Origin of the sequence: Pseudomonas sp. R5-89-07 (genome assembly GCF_003851685.1) — a bacterium.
Taxonomy (GTDB): domain Bacteria; phylum Pseudomonadota; class Gammaproteobacteria; order Pseudomonadales; family Pseudomonadaceae; genus Aquipseudomonas.
Map to the genome: position 1 here is coordinate 2,445,486 of NZ_CP027727.1, position 16,828 is coordinate 2,462,313.

The following is a 16,828-nucleotide window of genomic DNA, read 5'->3' on the forward strand; positions in this document are numbered from 1 at the left end:
CCACAGGACACCTCGATGAAACGACTTGAAGGAAAGAGCGCGCTGATCACCGGATCGGCGCGCGGGATCGGCCGCGCGTTTGCCCAGGCCTATATCCAGGAAGGCGCCACCGTCGCCATTGCCGACATCAACCTGCAGCGCGCCGAGCAGACGGCCGCCGAATTGGGCCCCCAGGCGTATGCGGTGGCGATGGACGTCACCGATCAGGCCTCGATTGACGCGGCAATGGCCGCCGTGGTCGCCCATGCCGGCAAGCTGGATATCCTGGTTAATAACGCGGCACTGTTCGACCTGGCGCCCATCGTCGACATCACCCGCGACAGCTATGAACGGCTGTTTTCGATCAACGTGGCCGGTACGCTGTTTACCTTGCAGGCCGCCGCGCGGCAGATGATCGCGCAGGGCCATGGCGGCAAGATCATCAACATGGCCAGCCAGGCCGGACGGCGCGGCGAGGCGCTGGTGGCAGTGTATTGCGCGACCAAGGCGGCGGTGATCAGCCTGACGCAATCGGCGGGGCTGAATCTGATCAAGCAGGGCATCAACGTCAATGCCATCGCTCCGGGTGTGGTGGACGGTGAACACTGGGATGGGGTGGATGCGCTGTTCGCCAGGCATGAAGGGCTGGCGCCGGGGGAGAAGAAGAAGCGGGTGGGGGAGGAGGTGCCTTATGGGCGGATGGGCACGGCGCAGGACCTGACCGGTATGGCGATCTTTCTGGCTTCGAAAGAGGCGGATTATGTGGTTGCACAGACCTATAACGTCGATGGCGGCAACTGGATGAGCTAGCGACAGTCGGTGAGCTTGCTCCCATGGCGAGCTGACAGGCGAAGTGGGCTGTCAGGTCGCCATCGGGGGCATCAGTTGGATAGGCGTCGGCTTCCTTGGATCAGGATGCCCGGTCATTCGGCAAAACTGCGGTCGAAGAAGTAAATTTCTCCGGGCTTCAGTATCTCCAGCGTTGCCTGTGGCCTGCCGCCTTCACCCTGCTTCTTGCGCCCTGTCTCACGTAAGTATCCCGCCTCCGTCAGCTTCAACAATCGCTGGCGAATACTGGTCTTGAGCACCGGCCGCGCCAGCACCAGGGAAAAAATGGTGGTCGCTTGCGGCGCACTGAATTCCTTGCCCAGGAACATCAGCGGCAAGCTGCTGTACAGCGACTTGGACAGCAGCCGTTCCTGCACCGCCGCGACGATCAGGTTGTGGTCGAAGGGCAACTTGATACTGCCGTCCGCCACTGCGTTCAGCGAAAACCAGGCCTGATGCTCAGCCAGTGTCACCTCATCCGCCACAATTGCCAGGTAGTGAGTGGACGACGACCAGCAGCGTGGGTCACGAAACGCATCCCCCACCGTGCCAACCTGCTCGCTCCAGGCCAGGTCCAGGCCGACTTTGTCACTGGTGCGCAGCCGTTCCACGGCATCCTTGAGGCTCAAGTCCGGTACATCCCCGTTCACCACCACGCCCGGCAGCGCCCAATGCCCGGCGAAGGGCTCGGCCTCGCGTTTGTTCAGCAACAGTTTGAGTTCGCCCGAGGCGCGGCAGTAAAACAGCACGCACAGGTCGACGGTGTGGAGGTAGGCACTAAGTGGCATGTGAAGTCCTTCTGAACGGCTATCGGCACAGTCTAGCGAAACGAGCGGCGATGTCATGTACTTTCCTGGGCGCAATCTTATAAAAGTCTGTTGCAATAAAAGTACATGACGTGTACTTTTGTTTCAGGCCACTGGAGAATCACCATGACCCTCACAAGAACTGCCATCGCTTCCTTCGATGTCGATGCCCAGAAAAGTTTCACGCCGCTGTGCCCCGACGAGTTGCCCGTAGCCGGCGGTGATCTGATCGGTGCCGAGCTCAACTACATGGCCAGCCTTGCCGGGCATCGCATCGGCAGCAAGGACGCCCACACCCCGCACGCGCCCTGGGTGGTCGCGCAGCACAGCCAGATGCTGCAACCCACCGGCCTGGCCCACGCCGATGTCACTTGGGTCAGCCACTGCGTACCCGGTACCGAGGGCTTCGCCTTGTTGGATGAGCTGCCCACCCCGTACGACTACGACTACTTCATCTGGAAGGGTGTCGAACCCGACCTGCACCCCTACGGCGCCTGCTACCACGACCTGCATGACAAGTTATCGACGGGCGTCATCGAATACCTCAAGGCCCACGGTATCGTTCGCGTCATCGTCGGTGGCCTGGCCCTGGACTACTGCGTCAAGACCACCGCCTTGCAACTGCTCAGCGCTGGGTTGCAGGTGGTGCTGCACCTGCCGGCGTGTCGAGCGATCACCGAGGAGGGCGCTGTTCAGGCCGTCAATGAGTTGCTCAAGGCCGGTGCTGTCATCAGCAGTACCCGCGAAGAACTGGCCGTGATGGCCCTGCGTTAAGGAGATGCCCCATGGAAAGCGCCTATGACGACGAATCCCCGGTAATCCAGGGCTTGCTCGACACCGACTACTACACCTTCACCATGATGCAGGCGGTGCTGCACCAGCATCCCAACGTGGACGTGGAGTACAACTTCATCGTCCGCTCCAGGGAAAAACTCGGCCACCTGATTCCTGCGCTGCGAACCGAGCTGGAAAAACTTGCCGGCCTGCAGATGCGTGAAGGTGAGCTGCGCTTCCTGTTCAACCCGCGCTTTCGCGAATATCTCACGCCGGATTACGAGCGATTTCTCGGCCTGTTTCGCTTCGACCTGCGCTATATCCACGTGAGTGAAGTGGACGGTCAACTGAACATCCGCGTAATCGGCCCGATGCTGCACTGCATCATGTTCGAGCAACCGATATTGGCGCTGGTCAGTGAACTGCGCAATCGCGAAAGATACCCCGACGTGACCCTTGAAGACGTCACCCGCAAGCTCTATCAGAAGTTCGACTGGCTGGAGAAAAACCTCAGCCGTGAGGAGCTCGCCGACCTGCGCGTATCCGACTTCTCCACCCGCCGGCGCCTGTCATTCAAGGCACAGCGCGAAGTGGTAGACATCATGCGCCGCGACTTTCCCGGCCAGTTCCTCGGTACCAGCAACGCGCACCTGGCCTACGAATTCGACTTGCCACTCATCGGCACCATGGCCCACCAATGGTTGATGGTGCACCAGCAACTGGGCCGTCTGCGTGAAAGCCAGAATGCTGCTCTGGAAAACTGGGTGCGTGAATACCGTGGCCGCCTGGGGGTCGCCCTGACCGACTGCATCAGCACCGACTTTTTCCTCAAGGATTTCGACCTGTACTTCGCCAAGCTCTACGACGGCCTGCGCCAGGACTCCGGTGACCCTATCGCCTGGGCCGACAAAGTCCTGGCCAGATATAAGGAACTCGGCATTGACCCCATGACCAAAGACCTTATGTTCTCCGATGGTCTGAATTTCGAAAAATGCCTGCCGATCCTGCGCCACATTCGTGGCAAGGCCCGGTTCGGTTTCGGCATGGGCACCAGCCTGGCCTGCGATGTGGACGGTGTCGAGCCGCTGAGCATTGTGATGAAGCTGGTGCGGGTACACGGGGAGCCGGTGGTGAAATTCTCCGATGACCCGGTCAAGAACGTCTGCGAAGACCCGTCGTTTTTGCAGTACGCGGCACAGGTATTCAACGTTGGTAGCGTGGAGGAATGACATGCACACTCAAGAACGGATCGCGCATGAGCTGAACGTCGACCGCTCGCTGGTCAAAGGCGGCGAGACCCAGGAAATTCAACGGCGCATCGATTTCATCAAGACAACCTTGCGCAATTCAGGCTGCAAGGCCCTGGTGCTGGGCATCAGTGGCGGCGTCGACTCTCTGGTGGCCGGGCGCCTGTGCCAGCTGGCGGTGGAGCAACTGCGCGATGACGATTACCCCGCGCGTTTCATTGCCATGCGGCTGCCCTACAAGAGCCAGGCGGATGAGCACGACGCGACCGCCTCTCTGGAATTTATCCGCCCCGACCAGACCGAAACCCTGAACATCGCCGCCGGCGTCGACGGGTTGATGTCCAGCCTGTCTGTCGCGGACGTCAGCGCCGAGCGCGCGGACTTCATCAAGGGCAACGTCAAGGCGCGGGCACGGATGATCGCCCAGTACGCCGTGGCCAATCTGCATAACGGCCTGGTGGTGGGCACTGACCAGGGCGCCGAGGCCTTGATGGGGTTTTTCACCAAGTTCGGTGATGGTGCCTGCGACCTCGCACCGCTGTCCGGCCTGACCAAGACCCAGGTGCGCCTGCTGGGTGCGGGCCTCGGCGCACCGGCTGGGCTGGTCGGCAAACTGCCCACCGCCGACCTGGAAGAGCTGGCACCGGGCAAAGCTGACGAGCTGGCCTACGGCTGCACCTATGCAGAGATCGATGCTTACCTGATGGGCGAGCCGGTCAGTGAGCGGGTGAGGGCGATCGTCGAGGAGGCGTACCGCAAGACAGCGCACAAACGCGCGCTGCCCTTTGTGCCGGCGTGATCAACGCTCGATCGACCGACTCCAGCGCGCGTTCCACTCCGGCCGCGCCTGGTTGACCTGGTCCCAGTCGATTGAAATCGCCGTCTGCAGATAACCTTGCATCGCTTCCACGCGGGCGCGGGTTTTGTCGGTGGTCGGGGTGGTCGGGTTCGACGGGATCTGGTCGCCTTCCTCCAGCGCCGGCGCCTGGGCCTGGGCGGTCAGCAGGAACGCGGCGAGTTTCTGTGCCAGTTCCGGCTGATCGTTGCGCGCGATCACACATTCGGCCACGTTCAGCACCACCGCGCCTTCCTTGGGCTGGGCATATTCCATGGGCACGCCCAGCAGCTTCTGGGTAGCCACTTGGGTGGGGGTAAGAGGGAAGATCGCGGCTTCGTCGGTTTGCACCATTTCGGAGATTTTTGCCGAGCTGGCGATGTATTCCAGCACGTTGGGGCCAACGGTTTTTGGCCAGGCCTTGAAGCCCGGCTCCACGTTGGTCTCGTCGCCGCCCTGGATGCGATTGAACATCAGGAAGCCATGCAGACCGAAGGTGGAGGAGGCCAGCGACTGGAACACCACTTTTTCCTTGAAGCGCGGGTCGGCCAGGTCCATCCACGAGGTCGGCGCCGCCCAGCCTTGCTCCTTGAACATCTTGGCGTTGTAGCCAAGGCCAGTGACGCCGAGCGTTACGGCTACGGCCTGGTCCTTGATTTTCGCCTTGGCCGGGATCTGCTCCAAAGGCGGGCTGGGCGCGAGTGTGTCGCACAGGCCCATGGAGATGGCGCGGTACATGATGCCGTCGTCGAGGAACATCACGTGCATCTGCGGGTTGTCTTTGTTGGCCTGGACCTTGGCGAGGATGTCCGAGGAGGTGCCCGGCACGATGACCACCTTGACGTTGTTGGCCTTTTCGAAGGCGGGCAGCACTTTATCGGCATAGACCCGTTCCATGGTGCCGCCGTTCATGCCCAGGTACAGCGTGGGCGCGGCGTGGGCACTGGAGGCGAGCAAGGCTAAGGACAAGCAGGACAGCACACTACGTGGGTTCATGGGGTTTTTCCTCTCAGGCTTGGAAACGACGGATGGAAAACGCTTCAATGGGCTGGCGGCTGGCGCCTGTGCAGACGATCTCTGCCAGGGCTTCACCGACCGCGGGGCCGAGCTGGAACCCGGCACCGGCAAAACCGAAACCGTGGAGCAGGCCGGGTTGGGTACTGCTGGGGCCGATCACCGGTTCATGATCGGGTAGATAACCTTCGGTGCCGCTCCAGGTACGGATGGCCTGTGCGCCGCGCAGGAACGGGTACAGTTCACCGGCATTGCGCAGGATCTCCAGCACCGCCGCCTGGCCGGGCCTGGCCTTCTGCGGCCCAAGGGCAAAGCCGCGTCCGCCGCCGAGGATGCAATTGCCCCGTGCCACTTGCCGCGCATAGATTCCGCCGCCTTCGACGCCGGTGCTCACGTCCATCACTAGCGGCAACGGCTCGGTCACCAGCATCGCCGGGTGGGCCGAGACCATCGGCACCGGCTCGCCAAATTGCGCGGCGACACTGCCGGCCCACGCGCCGGCGCAGTTGAGCAGCCAGGGCGCCTGCAGGTGCAGGCCATTGGCGCAGTGCACCTGGAACCGCTGGCCGTCATGTTCGATTCGGCTCACTTCTGCCTGCTCATAAACGGCGGCGCCACTGCGCTGCGCCGCACGGGCGAAGGCCGGCGATACCAGGCGTGGATTGGCGTGGCCATCCTCGGGGCAGAGCGAAGCGCCCACGGCGATATCGCCCACCCACTGGAATCGCTGGCGCAAGTGGGTGTAATCGAGCAATTGCAGATTCAGGCCAAAGCCACGGGTTTGCGCGGCATAGGCTTGCAGCGCGACAAAGTCTTGATGACTGCGCGCCAGTTTCAGATGCCCGCAGCGAAGGTATTCGCCGTCGATGCCGATCAACCCGGGCAGGTCAGCCCACAGTTGATGGGCGCGCTGTGACAGCGGTAACTGATGCAGCGGCCGCCCCTGGCGTCGCACTCCGCCGTAGTTCACGCCGCTGGAATGGGAGCCACAGAAGTCCCGCTCCACCAGCGCCACACGCTGACCCTGGCGCGCCAGCATCAAGGCCGCCGACGCGCCGACGATGCCGCCGCCCACCACAATCACGTCGATCACGGCTGCACCTGCACGCCGAACGGCAGTGGCTTGATCGGCGCCTGGCCCCGCAGGCGCCCGACCTGTTCAATGCTTCGCCCGCTGCGCTCGGCAATGATCTCCGCCGCCGCCAGCCCGCACATGCGCCCCTGGCAGCGGCCCATGCCAACGCGGCAATGGGCCTTGACCCGGTTGATCTCCCAATGGCCTTCGTCCACCACCGTGCGCACCTCGCCGACACTGATTTCTTCGCAGCGGCACAGGGTCAACTCATCGGGCGCCTGGGCGGCCCACTGTTCGGGGAAGGGGAACGCGGTTTCCAGGCCCTGGCGAAAGCGCTGAATGCCCGCCAGCTGTTGTTCCAGCCGGGTGATGCGACGTTGATCAACCACCCTGCCGATATCCTCCAAGACGGCCAGCGCTGCCCGCTCACCGGCCCATTGCGCCGCGTCGGCGCCCATGATGCCGGCCCCATCGCCCGCCAGGTAAACCTGCTTGACGCTGCTGCGCCCGGCGCTGTCGCGCTGCGGCAGCCAGGCACGGTTGAGGTCGTTCCAGGCAAACTTGCAACCGAGCAGATCGGCCAGTTGCGTCTCGCTGCGCAGCGCGTGGGCGAAGGCCACCGCGTCGCACGCGAGGGCCTGTTCGCCCCAGCGAATGCCGCTGACCCGATGTGTACCGTCGATCTGCCGCAGCGTTGCGCCCTGATGCACGGCAACTCCATGGGCTGTCAGCCAGGCGCGGTAGTACAGGCCCTTGGCCAGGGTCAACGGCTGCCCGAGCAATGCCGGCAGTGCACGGCATTGGGCGCTGAACGGCGCGCTGTCGAGCACCGCCACGACCTTGGCGCCGGCCTTGGCGTACTGGTAGGCGACCAGATACAGCAGTGGCCCCGAACCACACAACGCGACGCGCTCACCGATCGCGCAGCCCTGGTATTTCAGCGCAATCTGCGCGGCACCCAGGCTGTAGACGCCGGGCAGGGTCCAGCCGGGCACCGGCAGGATCCGGTCGGTGGCGCCGGTGGCGACAATGACCCTTGAGTACTCGACGCTCTCGACGCGGCCATCGGTGAGCGTGTCCAGGCGTGCATCTTCGGCATTCCACACCAGGGTGTCGGGGCGGTAATCGATCACCGGTGCCAGTTCGTCCAGGCTGCGGTGCACGGCCTGCGCCTTGCCCGCTTCAAAGCCGTAAAGCTGTTTGGCCGAGCGTTGAAAATTCACCGGTTGACGCCGATAGATCTGCCCGCCGCCGCGCAGGCTTTCGTCGATCAGGCAAGGCTTGATGCCGTGTTCGAGCAGCGTTCGCGCCGCCGTGACGCCCGCCGGCCCCGCGCCCACGATCACAATAGGTTTCATATGTGGCGCCCCGGTTCACGGCTGATCGCCTGGCCTTCTTCCAGCAGCGTCGAACAGGCGCGCACCCGTCGTCCGTCTTCAAGGCGCACCCAGCAGTCCTGGCAGGCGCCCATCAGGCAGAAGCCGGCACGGCGCTCGGCGCTGAAATCGCTGCCGCGCAGGTGTTCGGCGCAGGTCAGGATCGCTGTGAGCAGGGTGTCGCCGAGCAGGCCTTGCGCCGGTTGGCCATCCAGGGTAAACGCCAGGGCAGGGCGCCGGGTTTCAGCCAGTCGCTTGAACAGGGCCATCAGTGTTTCCCCACCAGCACGCGGTCCAGGCCGTAAACCCGGTCGAGCAGAATCATGGTCGCCGCGGTCAGCGCGATCACCAGCGCCGAGACCGCCGCCATCATCGGGTCGATGGATTCGGTGGCGTACACGTACATGCGCACCGGCAGGGTTTGCGTGGCCGGTGAGCTGACGAAAATCGACAGGGTCACTTCATCGAAACTGTTGATAAACGCCAGCAGCCAGCCACCGGCTACGCCCGGCAGAATCATCGGCAGCGTGATCTGGCGAAACAGCGTGAAGCGGCTGGCGCCGAGGGATTCGGCGGCCTGTTCGGCGCTGCGATCAATCCCGATGGCGGCCGCCAGCACCAGGCGCAGCACGTAAGGTGTGATGATCACCACGTGCGCCAGCATCAGCCAGGTGAAACTGCCATTCACCCCCATCAGCGCAAACAGGCGCAACAGGGCGACGCCCAGCACCAGGTGCGGAATGATGATCGGTGACAGGAACAACGCACTGAAAAAATGGCGCCCCGGGAACGCATAACGGCTGATCGCCAACGCCGCCGGCACCGCGACCAGCGTGGCCAGCGTCGCGGCGGTGAATGCCAGGACCAGGCTGTTATAGAACGCCTGGATAAAATCGGCGCGCTCGAACACCGCGCGAAACCAGCGCAGGGAGAAGCCCGACGTCGGCAGGCTCAGGGTATTTTCCGGGGTGAAGGCCACCAGGCATACCACCACCAGCGGCGCCATCATGAACACCACCACCAGGGCGTGGAAGCCGAGGGCCAAAGGACCGTTTCTGGACATGCGCTTAAACCCCCAGGGACTTTTTGTAGCGGCTTTCGAGCATGCGGTTCCAGCTCAGCATGATCAGCAGATTGACCAACAGCAGCACCACGGCGATGGTCGCGCCCATGGGCCAGTTGAGTTCCGAGAGGTATTGGTCATACACCACCGTGGCGACCATTTTCAGACGGCGTCCGCCGAGCAGGCCGGGGATCGCAAACGAGCTGGCCGCAAGGCCGAACACGATCAGAGTGCCGGACAAGACGCCGGGCATCACTTGGGGCAAGACGATCTTGCGCATCACCGTGGCCTGGCTGGCCCCCAGCGACAACGCGGCCTGCTCAGCCGAGGGGTCGAGCTTCTGCAAGGACGTCCATACCGGGATGATCATGAACGGCAGCATCACGTGCACCAGCGCGATGATCACCGCGAAGGGCGTATACAGCAGCTTTACCGGACGACCACCGAGCCATTGGAGGGTCTGGTTGACCAGCCCGTCGGCGCCCAGTAACAGGCTCCAGCCAAAAGCGCGCACTACCACCGAAATCAGCAACGGCGTGAGGATCAGAATCAGAAAGATCGAGCGCCACGGCGTGTCCATGCGGCTGAGGATATAGGCCTCCGGCACGCCGATCACCACGCACAGCAGGGTCACCAGCGCACTGATCCAGAAGGTGCGCCAGAAAATTTCGTAGAAGTAACTGTCGCTGAACAACGACAGGTAATGGGCCAGGGTCCACTCATCGGCCTTCACGCCCACTTGGTAGTCGAATACGTTGAACGACAGCACCAGGGTGAGGCCCAGCGGCAGGATCAAAAGCCCGGCAAACAGCACCAGGGCCGGCAGCGAGAGCCAATAGCCGCGACTCATGGGCGCACCTCGTCCGCCGCCAATACGCGCAACAGGTCCGCTTGCCAATCCAGGCCCACTGGCGCGCCGTTGCCCAGTGGTGCGCTGCCGTCGTTGCTGCGCACCACAGTGAGTTCGCCAAGGTCGGTATGCACGCGGTACAGCCACTGGCTGCCGAAGAAGTAGCGGTCCAGCACCTTGCCCTGCAAGCGGCCGGCGCCTGCGCCCAGTAACTGGATTTTCTCCGGGCGCAGGCTCAGGGTCAGCTCGCCATCGCCGCCTGCCTGGCGCACTTGCGGGATGCCCAGGGCATCGTAGTCGCCGGCGAGCAGATTGGCCTTGCCGACAAAATCCGAGATAAACCGTGTGCGCGGATGCTCGTAGAGCGTGTAAGGCGCATCGATCTGGGTCACGCGCCCGGCCTGCATCACCACCACGCGGTCACTGATCGATAGCGCCTCGGCCTGGTCGTGGGTGACCATCAGGGTGGTGATGCCGACCGCGCATTGGATGCGGCGGATTTCAAACTGCATTTCTTCGCGCAGGTTGGCGTCGAGGTTGGACAGCGGTTCATCGAGCAGCAGTACCGGCGGCTCGATCACCAGCGCCCGAGCCAGGGCTACGCGCTGGCGCTGGCCCCCGGACAGCTCTCGTGGGTAGCGCTCGGCATGCGGGGCCAGGCGCACCAGTTCCAGCACGGTTTTGACTTTGGCGGCGATCTCGCTGGCGGGTACCTTGCGCATCTTCAGGCCGAAGGCGACGTTGTCGCGCACCGTCATGTGCGGGAACAGCGCGTAGCTCTGGAACACCACGCCCAGGCCCCGGCTGGCGGGCTTGGCATGGGTGATGTCGCGGCCGTCGAGCAGGATCTGCCCGGCGCTCACGTCAACGAAACCGGCGATCATCTGCAGGGTCGTGGTCTTGCCGCAACCCGAAGGGCCGAGCAGGGAAACGAACTCGCCTTGTTCTACTGCAAGGTCGGTGGCGACCACCGCATCGACAGCGCCATAGCGTTTGCTCAAGGCGCGGAGTTGGAGAAATGCCATGTCTGCGTTCCACCTTGTTGAGTCGCGTCGAAAACGCGCTTTTTTGTTTTGGGCAGATGCGAAAGAACACTTGCGGGTGCGCTGGCGCTCGATCTCAAGTCGGCTGCCGGTTGTTGTTCATGTCGCCCCTGTGGACGCAGATTAGGACGAAGACTAGAGTGGGCGGAAGATGGTATTTCACTGAATGGATAACTATTTTCAGTTTTATTCAGTCAATAGAATTTAGCCGGAGATAAAGCGTGGAAAATTCCATTGAGCGGAATAGAGACGTCAAGGAAGTCGGGGCCGGCGGTGTCTCTCGGCTGTTCGCACTGTTGCGTACTCTGGGCGAAGCACCCGAAGGCGGTGAACGCGTGACCCAGCTCGCGCAACAGGTCGGCCTCTCCCAACCCACCACCCACCGCCTGCTGCGCAGCCTGATGGACGAAGGCATGGTCGAGCAGGACGCGCGCACTAAACGCTACCGACTGAGCCTGGAGCTGTTTGCCCTGGCGGCGAATGCCGGCAAGACCGGCAACCTGCGCGATCTGGTGCGGCCAAGCCTGTTGCGTCTGAGTGCCTCACTGGGCGATTCGCTGTTCCTGCTGGCCCGCAGTGGCTTCGACGCGATCTGCCTGGACCGCAGCGAAGGCCCGTACCCGATTCGCACCTTTACCGGCGATATCGGTGGGCGCGTGGCGTTGGGCGTAGGGCAGGGCAGCCTGGCGATCCTGGCGTTCCTTCCGGAGGACGAGCGCGAAACGGTGATTCGCTACAACCTGCCGCGGCTCAAGGATTTTCACCTGTACGATGAGGTGTTGTTGCGTTCGGAGGTAGAGAACGTGCGCAGCCTCGGATACGCCGCGCGCAACACGGGCGTGCTGGAAGGCATGGCCGGGCTGGCGGTGCCGATCCTGAACCGCGACGGGCATGCGGTAGCGGCATTGAGTGTGGCGACCATCAGTGATCGCCTGGGGCCGAGCCGTTTGCCGATGGTGGTGGAGTTGTTGAAGCGCGAGGCGGCGACGATCGGGCCGCGGATCAATCCGTTTGATCCGACGTTGCGTCGGCCCTCGCAGGCGTTTGGTGGGTAGCCTTTTGTGACGTGCAAGGGAGCGTGGGGGCGCTTGCGCATCGTTGTAGAGGCTTTGGCTTCGCGTGCGACGGTGAAATCCTTGCGCACAATCGCATGTTTATGTGGAACCGCAGTGTTTTCGAGTGCCACCAAAAGGGAGCTGAACCGACGGCTTACTCGCTGAGCTGAGCAGTCGTTACGTCCAAGACCTGAGGTGTCGCAATGATGAACCCTTACTTAAATCAACCGCTGTATTCGTTTCCATCCGCACAGAGCTTCGGATATTCGTCAGCCGATTATGGGCGCAATGCTGTGGCGAACATGCCGAGCAATATGATCAGTAATTATTCCAACTCTGCTGTTGCAGAGCTCCTGCTGCGCGACTTCGACTATTTCAGATCGCCTGGGAGTTTTTTCGTTTCGCGAGACTCGCTTGCTGACGTGGCCAATCGTCCGTTGGGAGGCGGCGGTTACGATGATCAGATGACGTTGCTTGCCCGAGATATATTGGGCCGGCCCGGCCTCGCGAGTCTGCTCGATGGTGTTCAGAACGGCGGCCTTGAAGATGGTTTGATCAATCGGGAGGATCTGCAACTGGCCATCCACCAGATGGATCAGCAAGACGCACGTGGCTATCAATCCCGGTTTGGGAATGACTTTGCAGGGCGCTACAACGGCGCGATGCAACAGCAGCGGGTAAGTCTGCAGCCTTCTACCCGGTTCAGCGCACAGCCTTCATTCGGGGGGCCGCGGGGCATGGAAGGCTGGGAGGCGTTGCCGCCCGGGGCGCGAGCGCACGCGTCGCTGCAGCCGTCCTATGCGGGCATGCCAGGCAATCAGCAATGGAGCCCGATGATGGCTGGAGGGCGACCGTACGCCAATGACAGTAACGAATCCTTCTCGGCCAAAGTGCTTTCCCATTTCAGCAACCTGCAAGACCCATTGCTGGGCAGGATCACGGACGCCTCACTGAGCGCTGCCGCTTCGGGATACTCCCTGGATGGTCGGCCCATCAGTCCGGCGGATGTCGCTGTTGCGCAGGAACTGATGGAGCGAGGTCAATTGTTCAAAAGCCTTGATCAAGGCCGCAGCGGTACGCTTGACGGCAGTATTTCCCGTCAGGACCTGGCGGATGCCGCGAGTGAGTTCCGTACCATGAGCGACACCGGGCTGCTTGCGGCGGTGAAAGATAATTTCAGGCAGTTTACCGCCGGTTCGAATGACAATTATGTCAATGTCAATGAGCTGAAAGAGGCGGCGGGCCTTATCCCGTCCGATCGTACGTTCAGCCCGCAAGCGCGTGAAGTGGCCTTGGAGCTGCTCAATCGTCCGGGCTTGTTGCGCGAGTTGGATATCGGTGTTCGGGAGGAGGGCAAGCCAGGCGTTGAGGACCAGCGCTTCGATATGGTGAACATTGACCATATGATCAGCAAAGAATCGTCCAATGAGCGAATCAAACCTTATGCAAGCGCATCTGTCGGTCATTTTTCCGTGTCCGCAGGTGGGTAGCCTCAACTGATCGCCGATGGCTGCTTCCGGTGACTCAGGTTGCAGCCGTCGGTGCTCGAAGCTTTGCAGCGGGATCGTCATCTCGGGCGTAGCATTCGCGGTTCAGCGCCAATAGACTCAAGCCCTTGACGACACCACCGACACCCAGGGCCCCGAACCATCATGGAAGTCACCCAACAACGGCCGTTGTGGCAGATCTACCTGTTCTTTCTGGCACCCATGGTGCTTTCCAACTTTCTGCAAAGCTTTTCCGGCACGCTCAACGGCATCTACGTCGGGCAAATGCTGGGCACCCACGCGCTGGCGGCAGTGTCGGGCATGTTCCCCATCGTGTTTTTCTTCATTGCCTTGGTGATTGGCCTGGGCGCTGGCGCGTCGGTGTTGATCGGCCAGGCCTGGGGCGCCCGCGAGACGGAAATGGTCAAGGTGATCACCGGCGCCACGCTGACCCTCGGCGCGCTGGTGGGCCTAGTCGCCGCCGTACTCGGCAGTCTGTTTGCGCGCCCCGCCTTACAGGCGTTGGGAACCCCCGTCGATGTACTTGACGATGCGGTGGGCTACGCCCGGGTGATGATGCTGATCATGCCGCTGTTGCTGGTATTCATTCTGTACACCCAGGTGCTGCGCAGTGTCAGCGATACCGTTTCGCCGCTCTTGGCCTTGATGGTTTCGACCTCGGTGGGCTTGTTGCTGACACCTGCGTTGATTGGCGGCTGGCTTGGCCTGCCGCCCATGGGCATCCAGAGTGCGGCGTACGCGGGGCTGACGGGTAATGCCTTGGCGATGCTGTTTCTTATCCTGCGCCTGCGCCGCAAGAACCATGTGATGGCGCCGGATCGCGCCATGCTCGCTGCCCTGCGCCTGGACCGGGTGATCCTGGGCAAGGTCTTGCGCATCGGCCTGCCGACAGGCCTACAGATGGTGGTGCTGTCGTTGTCGGAACTGGTCATCCTGGCGCTGGTAAACGGCCACGGTTCCCAGGCGACGGCGGCATATGGTGCGGTGACGCAGATCGTCAACTATGTGCAGTTTCCGGCACTGTCGATTGCCATCACGGCCTCGATCCTGGGAGCCCAGGCGATTGGCGCCGGGCGCCTGGAACGCATCGGGCCGATCCTGCGCACCGGGCTGCTGATCAACACTGCCCTCACCGGCGGCCTGATCATGCTCGGCTATGGGCTGTCGCATTGGCTGCTGGGGTTGTTTATCACTGACGTCACTGCGCGGGTCAACGCTGAGCACCTGTTGCATATCATGCTGTGGAGCATTCTGGTGTTCGGCTTCCAGGCCGTGATTGGCGGAATCATGCGCGCCAGCGGTGTGGTGTTGGTGCCGGTGGCTATCTCGATCTTCTGTGTGCTGTGCGTGGAATTACCGGTGGCTTACCTCTTTAACGCGCACTTTGGTCTCGAAGGCGTGTGGATGGCGTTTCCAGTGACTTACCTGGCGATGCTGGTGTTGCAGACTGCGTATTACCGCTTGGTATGGCGGCACAAGCAGATCAAGCGGCTGGTGTGATAAAAGGTTGCCCACTTAAGGAGAGAAGGCGCTTCATCCATGGCAAACCCTTACGCCGAGTTGTTCCAGGTGCCTGGCGCTCGCGCTTTTGTGTTGGCTGGCATGCTGGCACGTATGCCCATATCCATGACCGGGATTGGCCTGATCACCATGCTCTCGCAGGTGCATGGCGGCTATGGGCTGGCGGGCTCGGTGGCGGCGGTATTCGCGCTGGCCACTGCGTTTTGCGCACCGCAGGTGTCGCGCCTGGTGGACCGTTACGGCCAGGGCAGGGTGCTGCCCATCGCCGCGCTGATCGGTGGCGGCGCGTTGTTGATGGTGCTGCTGTGTACGCGTCTGCAGGCGCCAGGCTGGACGCTGTTCCTGTTTGCCGCACTGGCCGGTTGCATGCCCAATATGTCGGCGATGGTGCGGGCGCGCTGGACCGAACTGTACCGCGGCCAACCCAAGCTGCAAACCGCGTTTGCCCTGGAGTCGGTGCTCGATGAGGTGTGCTTCATCGTCGGCCCGCCCGTTTCGGTCGGCCTCAGCGTGGTGCTGTTTCCCGAAGCCGGCCCCCTGGTGGCGGCGGTGTTGCTGGCGGTCGGCGTGACCACGTTCGTGCTGCAACGCTCCACTGAACCGCCGGTGCATGCCCGTCACGACCACCACGAACGCTGGCTGATCGCCTCGCCTGCGGTGCAAATCCTGATGATCCTGCTGCTGGCCATGGGCGTGATCGTCGGTGTGGTGGACGTGGTCAGCGTAGCGTTCGCCCAGCACGAGGGCCATCCAACGGCGGCGAGTATCGTGCTGTCGGTCTACGCCATTGGTTCCTGCCTGGCAGGCCTGGCCTTCGGAATGCTCAAGCTCAAGGCGCCATTGCCGCGCCAGTTTCTGTTCTGCGGCGTGGCCACGGCGGTGACGACCTTGCCGTTGCTGCTGGTGACCAATATTCCGGGGCTGGCCGTGGCGATCTTCATCTCCGGCCTGTTCTTTGCCCCGACCCTGATCGTGTCCATGGCGCTGGTGGAGCGGGTCGTCCCACCGAGCCGCCTCACCGAAGGCATGACCTGGCTGATCACCGGCCTGAGCATTGGCGTGGCCATCGGCGCCGCCAGCTCCGGCTGGATGATTGACCACTTTGGCGCCACCAGCGGGTTCTGGGTGGCACTGGTGGCGGGGGCGGTCGTGTTGGGTTCCGCTGTGCTGGGGTACCGGCGGTTGGGCTAGTCAGCCAATCGCCGCGCAGGGCTCTGGGAAATGATGCTGTAGAAACTCATCCAGCGCCTGGCGTGTCAGGTCGTTCAACGTCACTTTCTTGCGGGTCGCCGCCAACGCTGCCGCCAAATGCAGGTCATGGCCGACGCGTACGTTGAAAGAACCCTTGCAGGGCTTTTCAGGCATCTGCCCGAGCGATTGGCAGGTGGCGAGGTAGTCGTCCACCGCCTCTTGGAAGGCCGCGTCCAACTCTGCGACGGTTTTGCCTTCGTAGCTCACGAGGGCCTTGATGAACAGGATTTTGCCGAACAGGCAGTTGTCCTCGAGGCTGGCTTCGATAGAGCCGATGTAGCCTTTGTGTTTCAGTTGGTTGTTCACTGAATCAGTTCTCCTGATTTCAATTGTTCGATGATTTGGCGCCGAATGTAGTGTTTCAACTCGTTGCCGGGGTGAGGCTTGTGCAGGGTGATCATTGCACTTGGATCGCCGATATCGAATTTGACCCGGCTTCCAGCCCCTTCAATCTGTGTGTAACCCAGTCGACGCAACAGCGTTACGAGTTCGGACCAGGTGAATGCCATGTGCTCATTGAGCAGTTTGGCGAGCAGCTTTTCATTTTTGGACACGGCGTTCCCTGCGTGTAACTAAATGTAGTTGCAAAAAGTGGTATGCGTC

18 protein-coding genes are annotated in these 16,828 nt (G+C 62.3%); 8 read left to right on the top strand and 10 right to left on the bottom strand.

What is annotated here, in order from left to right; genetic code table 11:
- Nucleotides 1–15 precede the first annotated feature (15 nt).
- Nucleotides 16–789 carry an L-iditol 2-dehydrogenase gene (locus C4J94_RS11310; RefSeq protein ID WP_124386230.1) on the top strand — a complete coding sequence of 258 codons (774 nt, stop codon included), beginning with the start codon at nucleotides 16–18 and terminating at the stop codon, nucleotides 787–789.
- Between the two features lie 113 nt (nucleotides 790–902).
- Here C4J94_RS11310 and C4J94_RS11315 read toward each other — a convergent pair whose 3' ends face one another.
- Nucleotides 903–1,595, bottom strand: coding sequence for an NUDIX hydrolase (locus tag C4J94_RS11315; protein WP_124386231.1), 693 nt, complete (start codon nucleotides 1,593–1,595; stop codon nucleotides 903–905).
- Between the two features lie 144 nt (nucleotides 1,596–1,739).
- Between C4J94_RS11315 and C4J94_RS11320 the strand changes: the two genes are divergently transcribed.
- The 3 genes from C4J94_RS11320 to nadE are packed head-to-tail and all read left to right on the top strand — an operon-like array spanning nucleotide 1,740 to nucleotide 4,433.
- Nucleotides 1,740–2,387: a nicotinamidase gene (locus tag C4J94_RS11320; RefSeq protein ID WP_124386232.1), complete on the top strand. Its 648-nt coding sequence runs from the start codon at nucleotides 1,740–1,742 to the stop codon at nucleotides 2,385–2,387.
- 11 nt (nucleotides 2,388–2,398) lie between these two features.
- Entirely contained in the window at nucleotides 2,399–3,616 is a 1,218-nt protein-coding gene (pncB, locus tag C4J94_RS11325) for a nicotinate phosphoribosyltransferase (protein WP_124386233.1), read from the top strand.
- A gap of 1 nt (nucleotide 3,617) precedes the next feature.
- On the top strand, nucleotides 3,618–4,433 hold the full coding sequence (gene nadE, locus C4J94_RS11330) for an ammonia-dependent NAD(+) synthetase (protein WP_124386234.1): 816 nt from the start codon (nucleotides 3,618–3,620) through the stop codon (nucleotides 4,431–4,433).
- Here nadE and C4J94_RS11335 read toward each other — a convergent pair whose 3' ends face one another.
- Genes C4J94_RS11335 through C4J94_RS11365 form a run of 7 tightly spaced genes read right to left on the bottom strand, consistent with a single transcriptional unit; the run spans nucleotide 4,434 to nucleotide 10,872 of the window.
- Entirely contained in the window at nucleotides 4,434–5,465 is a 1,032-nt protein-coding gene (locus C4J94_RS11335; RefSeq protein ID WP_124386235.1) for an ABC transporter substrate-binding protein, read from the bottom strand. It abuts the gene before it with no gap.
- A gap of 13 nt (nucleotides 5,466–5,478) precedes the next feature.
- A complete protein-coding gene (locus C4J94_RS11340) occupies nucleotides 5,479–6,576 on the bottom strand; it encodes an FAD-binding oxidoreductase (protein WP_124386236.1) in 1,098 nt (365 codons plus the stop codon).
- Complete coding sequence (locus C4J94_RS11345; RefSeq protein ID WP_124386237.1) at nucleotides 6,573–7,916, bottom strand: NAD(P)/FAD-dependent oxidoreductase; 1,344 nt, start codon at nucleotides 7,914–7,916, stop codon at nucleotides 6,573–6,575. Before C4J94_RS11345 ends, C4J94_RS11340 begins: the two co-directional genes overlap by 4 nt.
- Nucleotides 7,913–8,203, bottom strand: a complete 291-nt coding sequence (locus tag C4J94_RS11350) for a (2Fe-2S)-binding protein (RefSeq protein ID WP_124386238.1) — start codon at nucleotides 8,201–8,203, stop codon at nucleotides 7,913–7,915. The genes C4J94_RS11345 and C4J94_RS11350 overlap by 4 nt, the downstream gene beginning before the upstream one ends.
- Entirely contained in the window at nucleotides 8,203–8,997 is a 795-nt protein-coding gene (locus tag C4J94_RS11355; RefSeq protein WP_124386239.1) for an ABC transporter permease, read from the bottom strand. The genes C4J94_RS11350 and C4J94_RS11355 overlap by 1 nt, the downstream gene beginning before the upstream one ends.
- A gap of 4 nt (nucleotides 8,998–9,001) precedes the next feature.
- Complete coding sequence (locus tag C4J94_RS11360; protein WP_124386240.1) at nucleotides 9,002–9,847, bottom strand: ABC transporter permease; 846 nt, start codon at nucleotides 9,845–9,847, stop codon at nucleotides 9,002–9,004.
- The gene (locus tag C4J94_RS11365; RefSeq protein WP_124386241.1) at nucleotides 9,844–10,872 is read right to left on the bottom strand and encodes an ABC transporter ATP-binding protein; all 1,029 of its coding nucleotides are present in this window, start codon (nucleotides 10,870–10,872) and stop codon (nucleotides 9,844–9,846) included. Before C4J94_RS11365 ends, C4J94_RS11360 begins: the two co-directional genes overlap by 4 nt.
- 239 nt (nucleotides 10,873–11,111) lie before the next feature.
- On the opposite strand from C4J94_RS11365, the gene C4J94_RS11370 reads away from it, so the two are divergent.
- The 4 genes from C4J94_RS11370 (at nucleotide 11,112) to C4J94_RS11385 (ending at nucleotide 16,165) form a co-directional block, all read left to right on the top strand.
- Nucleotides 11,112–11,945: an IclR family transcriptional regulator gene (locus C4J94_RS11370; protein ID WP_177413449.1), complete on the top strand. Its 834-nt coding sequence runs from the start codon at nucleotides 11,112–11,114 to the stop codon at nucleotides 11,943–11,945.
- Between the two features lie 203 nt (nucleotides 11,946–12,148).
- Complete coding sequence (locus tag C4J94_RS27685) at nucleotides 12,149–13,435, top strand: hypothetical protein (protein ID WP_177413450.1); 1,287 nt, start codon at nucleotides 12,149–12,151, stop codon at nucleotides 13,433–13,435.
- 162 nt (nucleotides 13,436–13,597) lie between these two features.
- Nucleotides 13,598–14,953, top strand: coding sequence for an MATE family efflux transporter (locus C4J94_RS11380; protein WP_124386242.1), 1,356 nt, complete (start codon nucleotides 13,598–13,600; stop codon nucleotides 14,951–14,953).
- A 39-nt stretch (nucleotides 14,954–14,992) separates the two neighbouring features.
- Nucleotides 14,993–16,165, top strand: a complete 1,173-nt coding sequence (locus C4J94_RS11385; RefSeq protein WP_124386243.1) for an MFS transporter — start codon at nucleotides 14,993–14,995, stop codon at nucleotides 16,163–16,165.
- Here C4J94_RS11385 and C4J94_RS11390 read toward each other — a convergent pair whose 3' ends face one another.
- Together C4J94_RS11390 and C4J94_RS11395 are read right to left on the bottom strand one after the other, a co-directional pair.
- The gene (locus C4J94_RS11390; RefSeq protein ID WP_124386244.1) at nucleotides 16,166–16,531 is read right to left on the bottom strand and encodes a type II toxin-antitoxin system HicB family antitoxin; all 366 of its coding nucleotides are present in this window, start codon (nucleotides 16,529–16,531) and stop codon (nucleotides 16,166–16,168) included. It lies immediately after the preceding gene.
- Entirely contained in the window at nucleotides 16,528–16,779 is a 252-nt protein-coding gene (locus C4J94_RS11395) for a type II toxin-antitoxin system HicA family toxin (RefSeq protein WP_116665433.1), read from the bottom strand. Before C4J94_RS11395 ends, C4J94_RS11390 begins: the two co-directional genes overlap by 4 nt.
- Nucleotides 16,780–16,828: the final 49 nt, after the last annotated feature.

Bases quoted from the DNA above. Each gene is read 5' to 3' on its own strand.
- nadE (WP_124386234.1), top strand. From the start codon at position 3,618: ATGCACACTCAAGAACGGATCGCGCATGAGCTGAACGTCGACCGCTCG.
- C4J94_RS11350 (WP_124386238.1), bottom strand. From the start codon at position 8,203: ATGGCCCTGTTCAAGCGACTGGCTGAAACCCGGCGCCCTGCCCTGGCG.
- C4J94_RS11345 (WP_124386237.1), bottom strand. From the start codon at position 7,916: ATGAAACCTATTGTGATCGTGGGCGCGGGGCCGGCGGGCGTCACGGCG.
- C4J94_RS11320 (WP_124386232.1), top strand. From the start codon at position 1,740: ATGACCCTCACAAGAACTGCCATCGCTTCCTTCGATGTCGATGCCCAG.
- C4J94_RS11310 (WP_124386230.1), top strand. From the start codon at position 16: ATGAAACGACTTGAAGGAAAGAGCGCGCTGATCACCGGATCGGCGCGC.
- C4J94_RS11355 (WP_124386239.1), bottom strand. From the start codon at position 8,997: ATGTCCAGAAACGGTCCTTTGGCCCTCGGCTTCCACGCCCTGGTGGTG.
- C4J94_RS11315 (WP_124386231.1), bottom strand. From the start codon at position 1,595: ATGCCACTTAGTGCCTACCTCCACACCGTCGACCTGTGCGTGCTGTTT.
- C4J94_RS11385 (WP_124386243.1), top strand. From the start codon at position 14,993: ATGGCAAACCCTTACGCCGAGTTGTTCCAGGTGCCTGGCGCTCGCGCT.
- C4J94_RS11365 (WP_124386241.1), bottom strand. From the start codon at position 10,872: ATGGCATTTCTCCAACTCCGCGCCTTGAGCAAACGCTATGGCGCTGTC.
- C4J94_RS11335 (WP_124386235.1), bottom strand. From the start codon at position 5,465: ATGAACCCACGTAGTGTGCTGTCCTGCTTGTCCTTAGCCTTGCTCGCC.
- C4J94_RS27685 (WP_177413450.1), top strand. From the start codon at position 12,149: ATGATGAACCCTTACTTAAATCAACCGCTGTATTCGTTTCCATCCGCA.
- C4J94_RS11380 (WP_124386242.1), top strand. From the start codon at position 13,598: ATGGAAGTCACCCAACAACGGCCGTTGTGGCAGATCTACCTGTTCTTT.
- pncB (WP_124386233.1), top strand. From the start codon at position 2,399: ATGGAAAGCGCCTATGACGACGAATCCCCGGTAATCCAGGGCTTGCTC.
- C4J94_RS11360 (WP_124386240.1), bottom strand. From the start codon at position 9,847: ATGAGTCGCGGCTATTGGCTCTCGCTGCCGGCCCTGGTGCTGTTTGCC.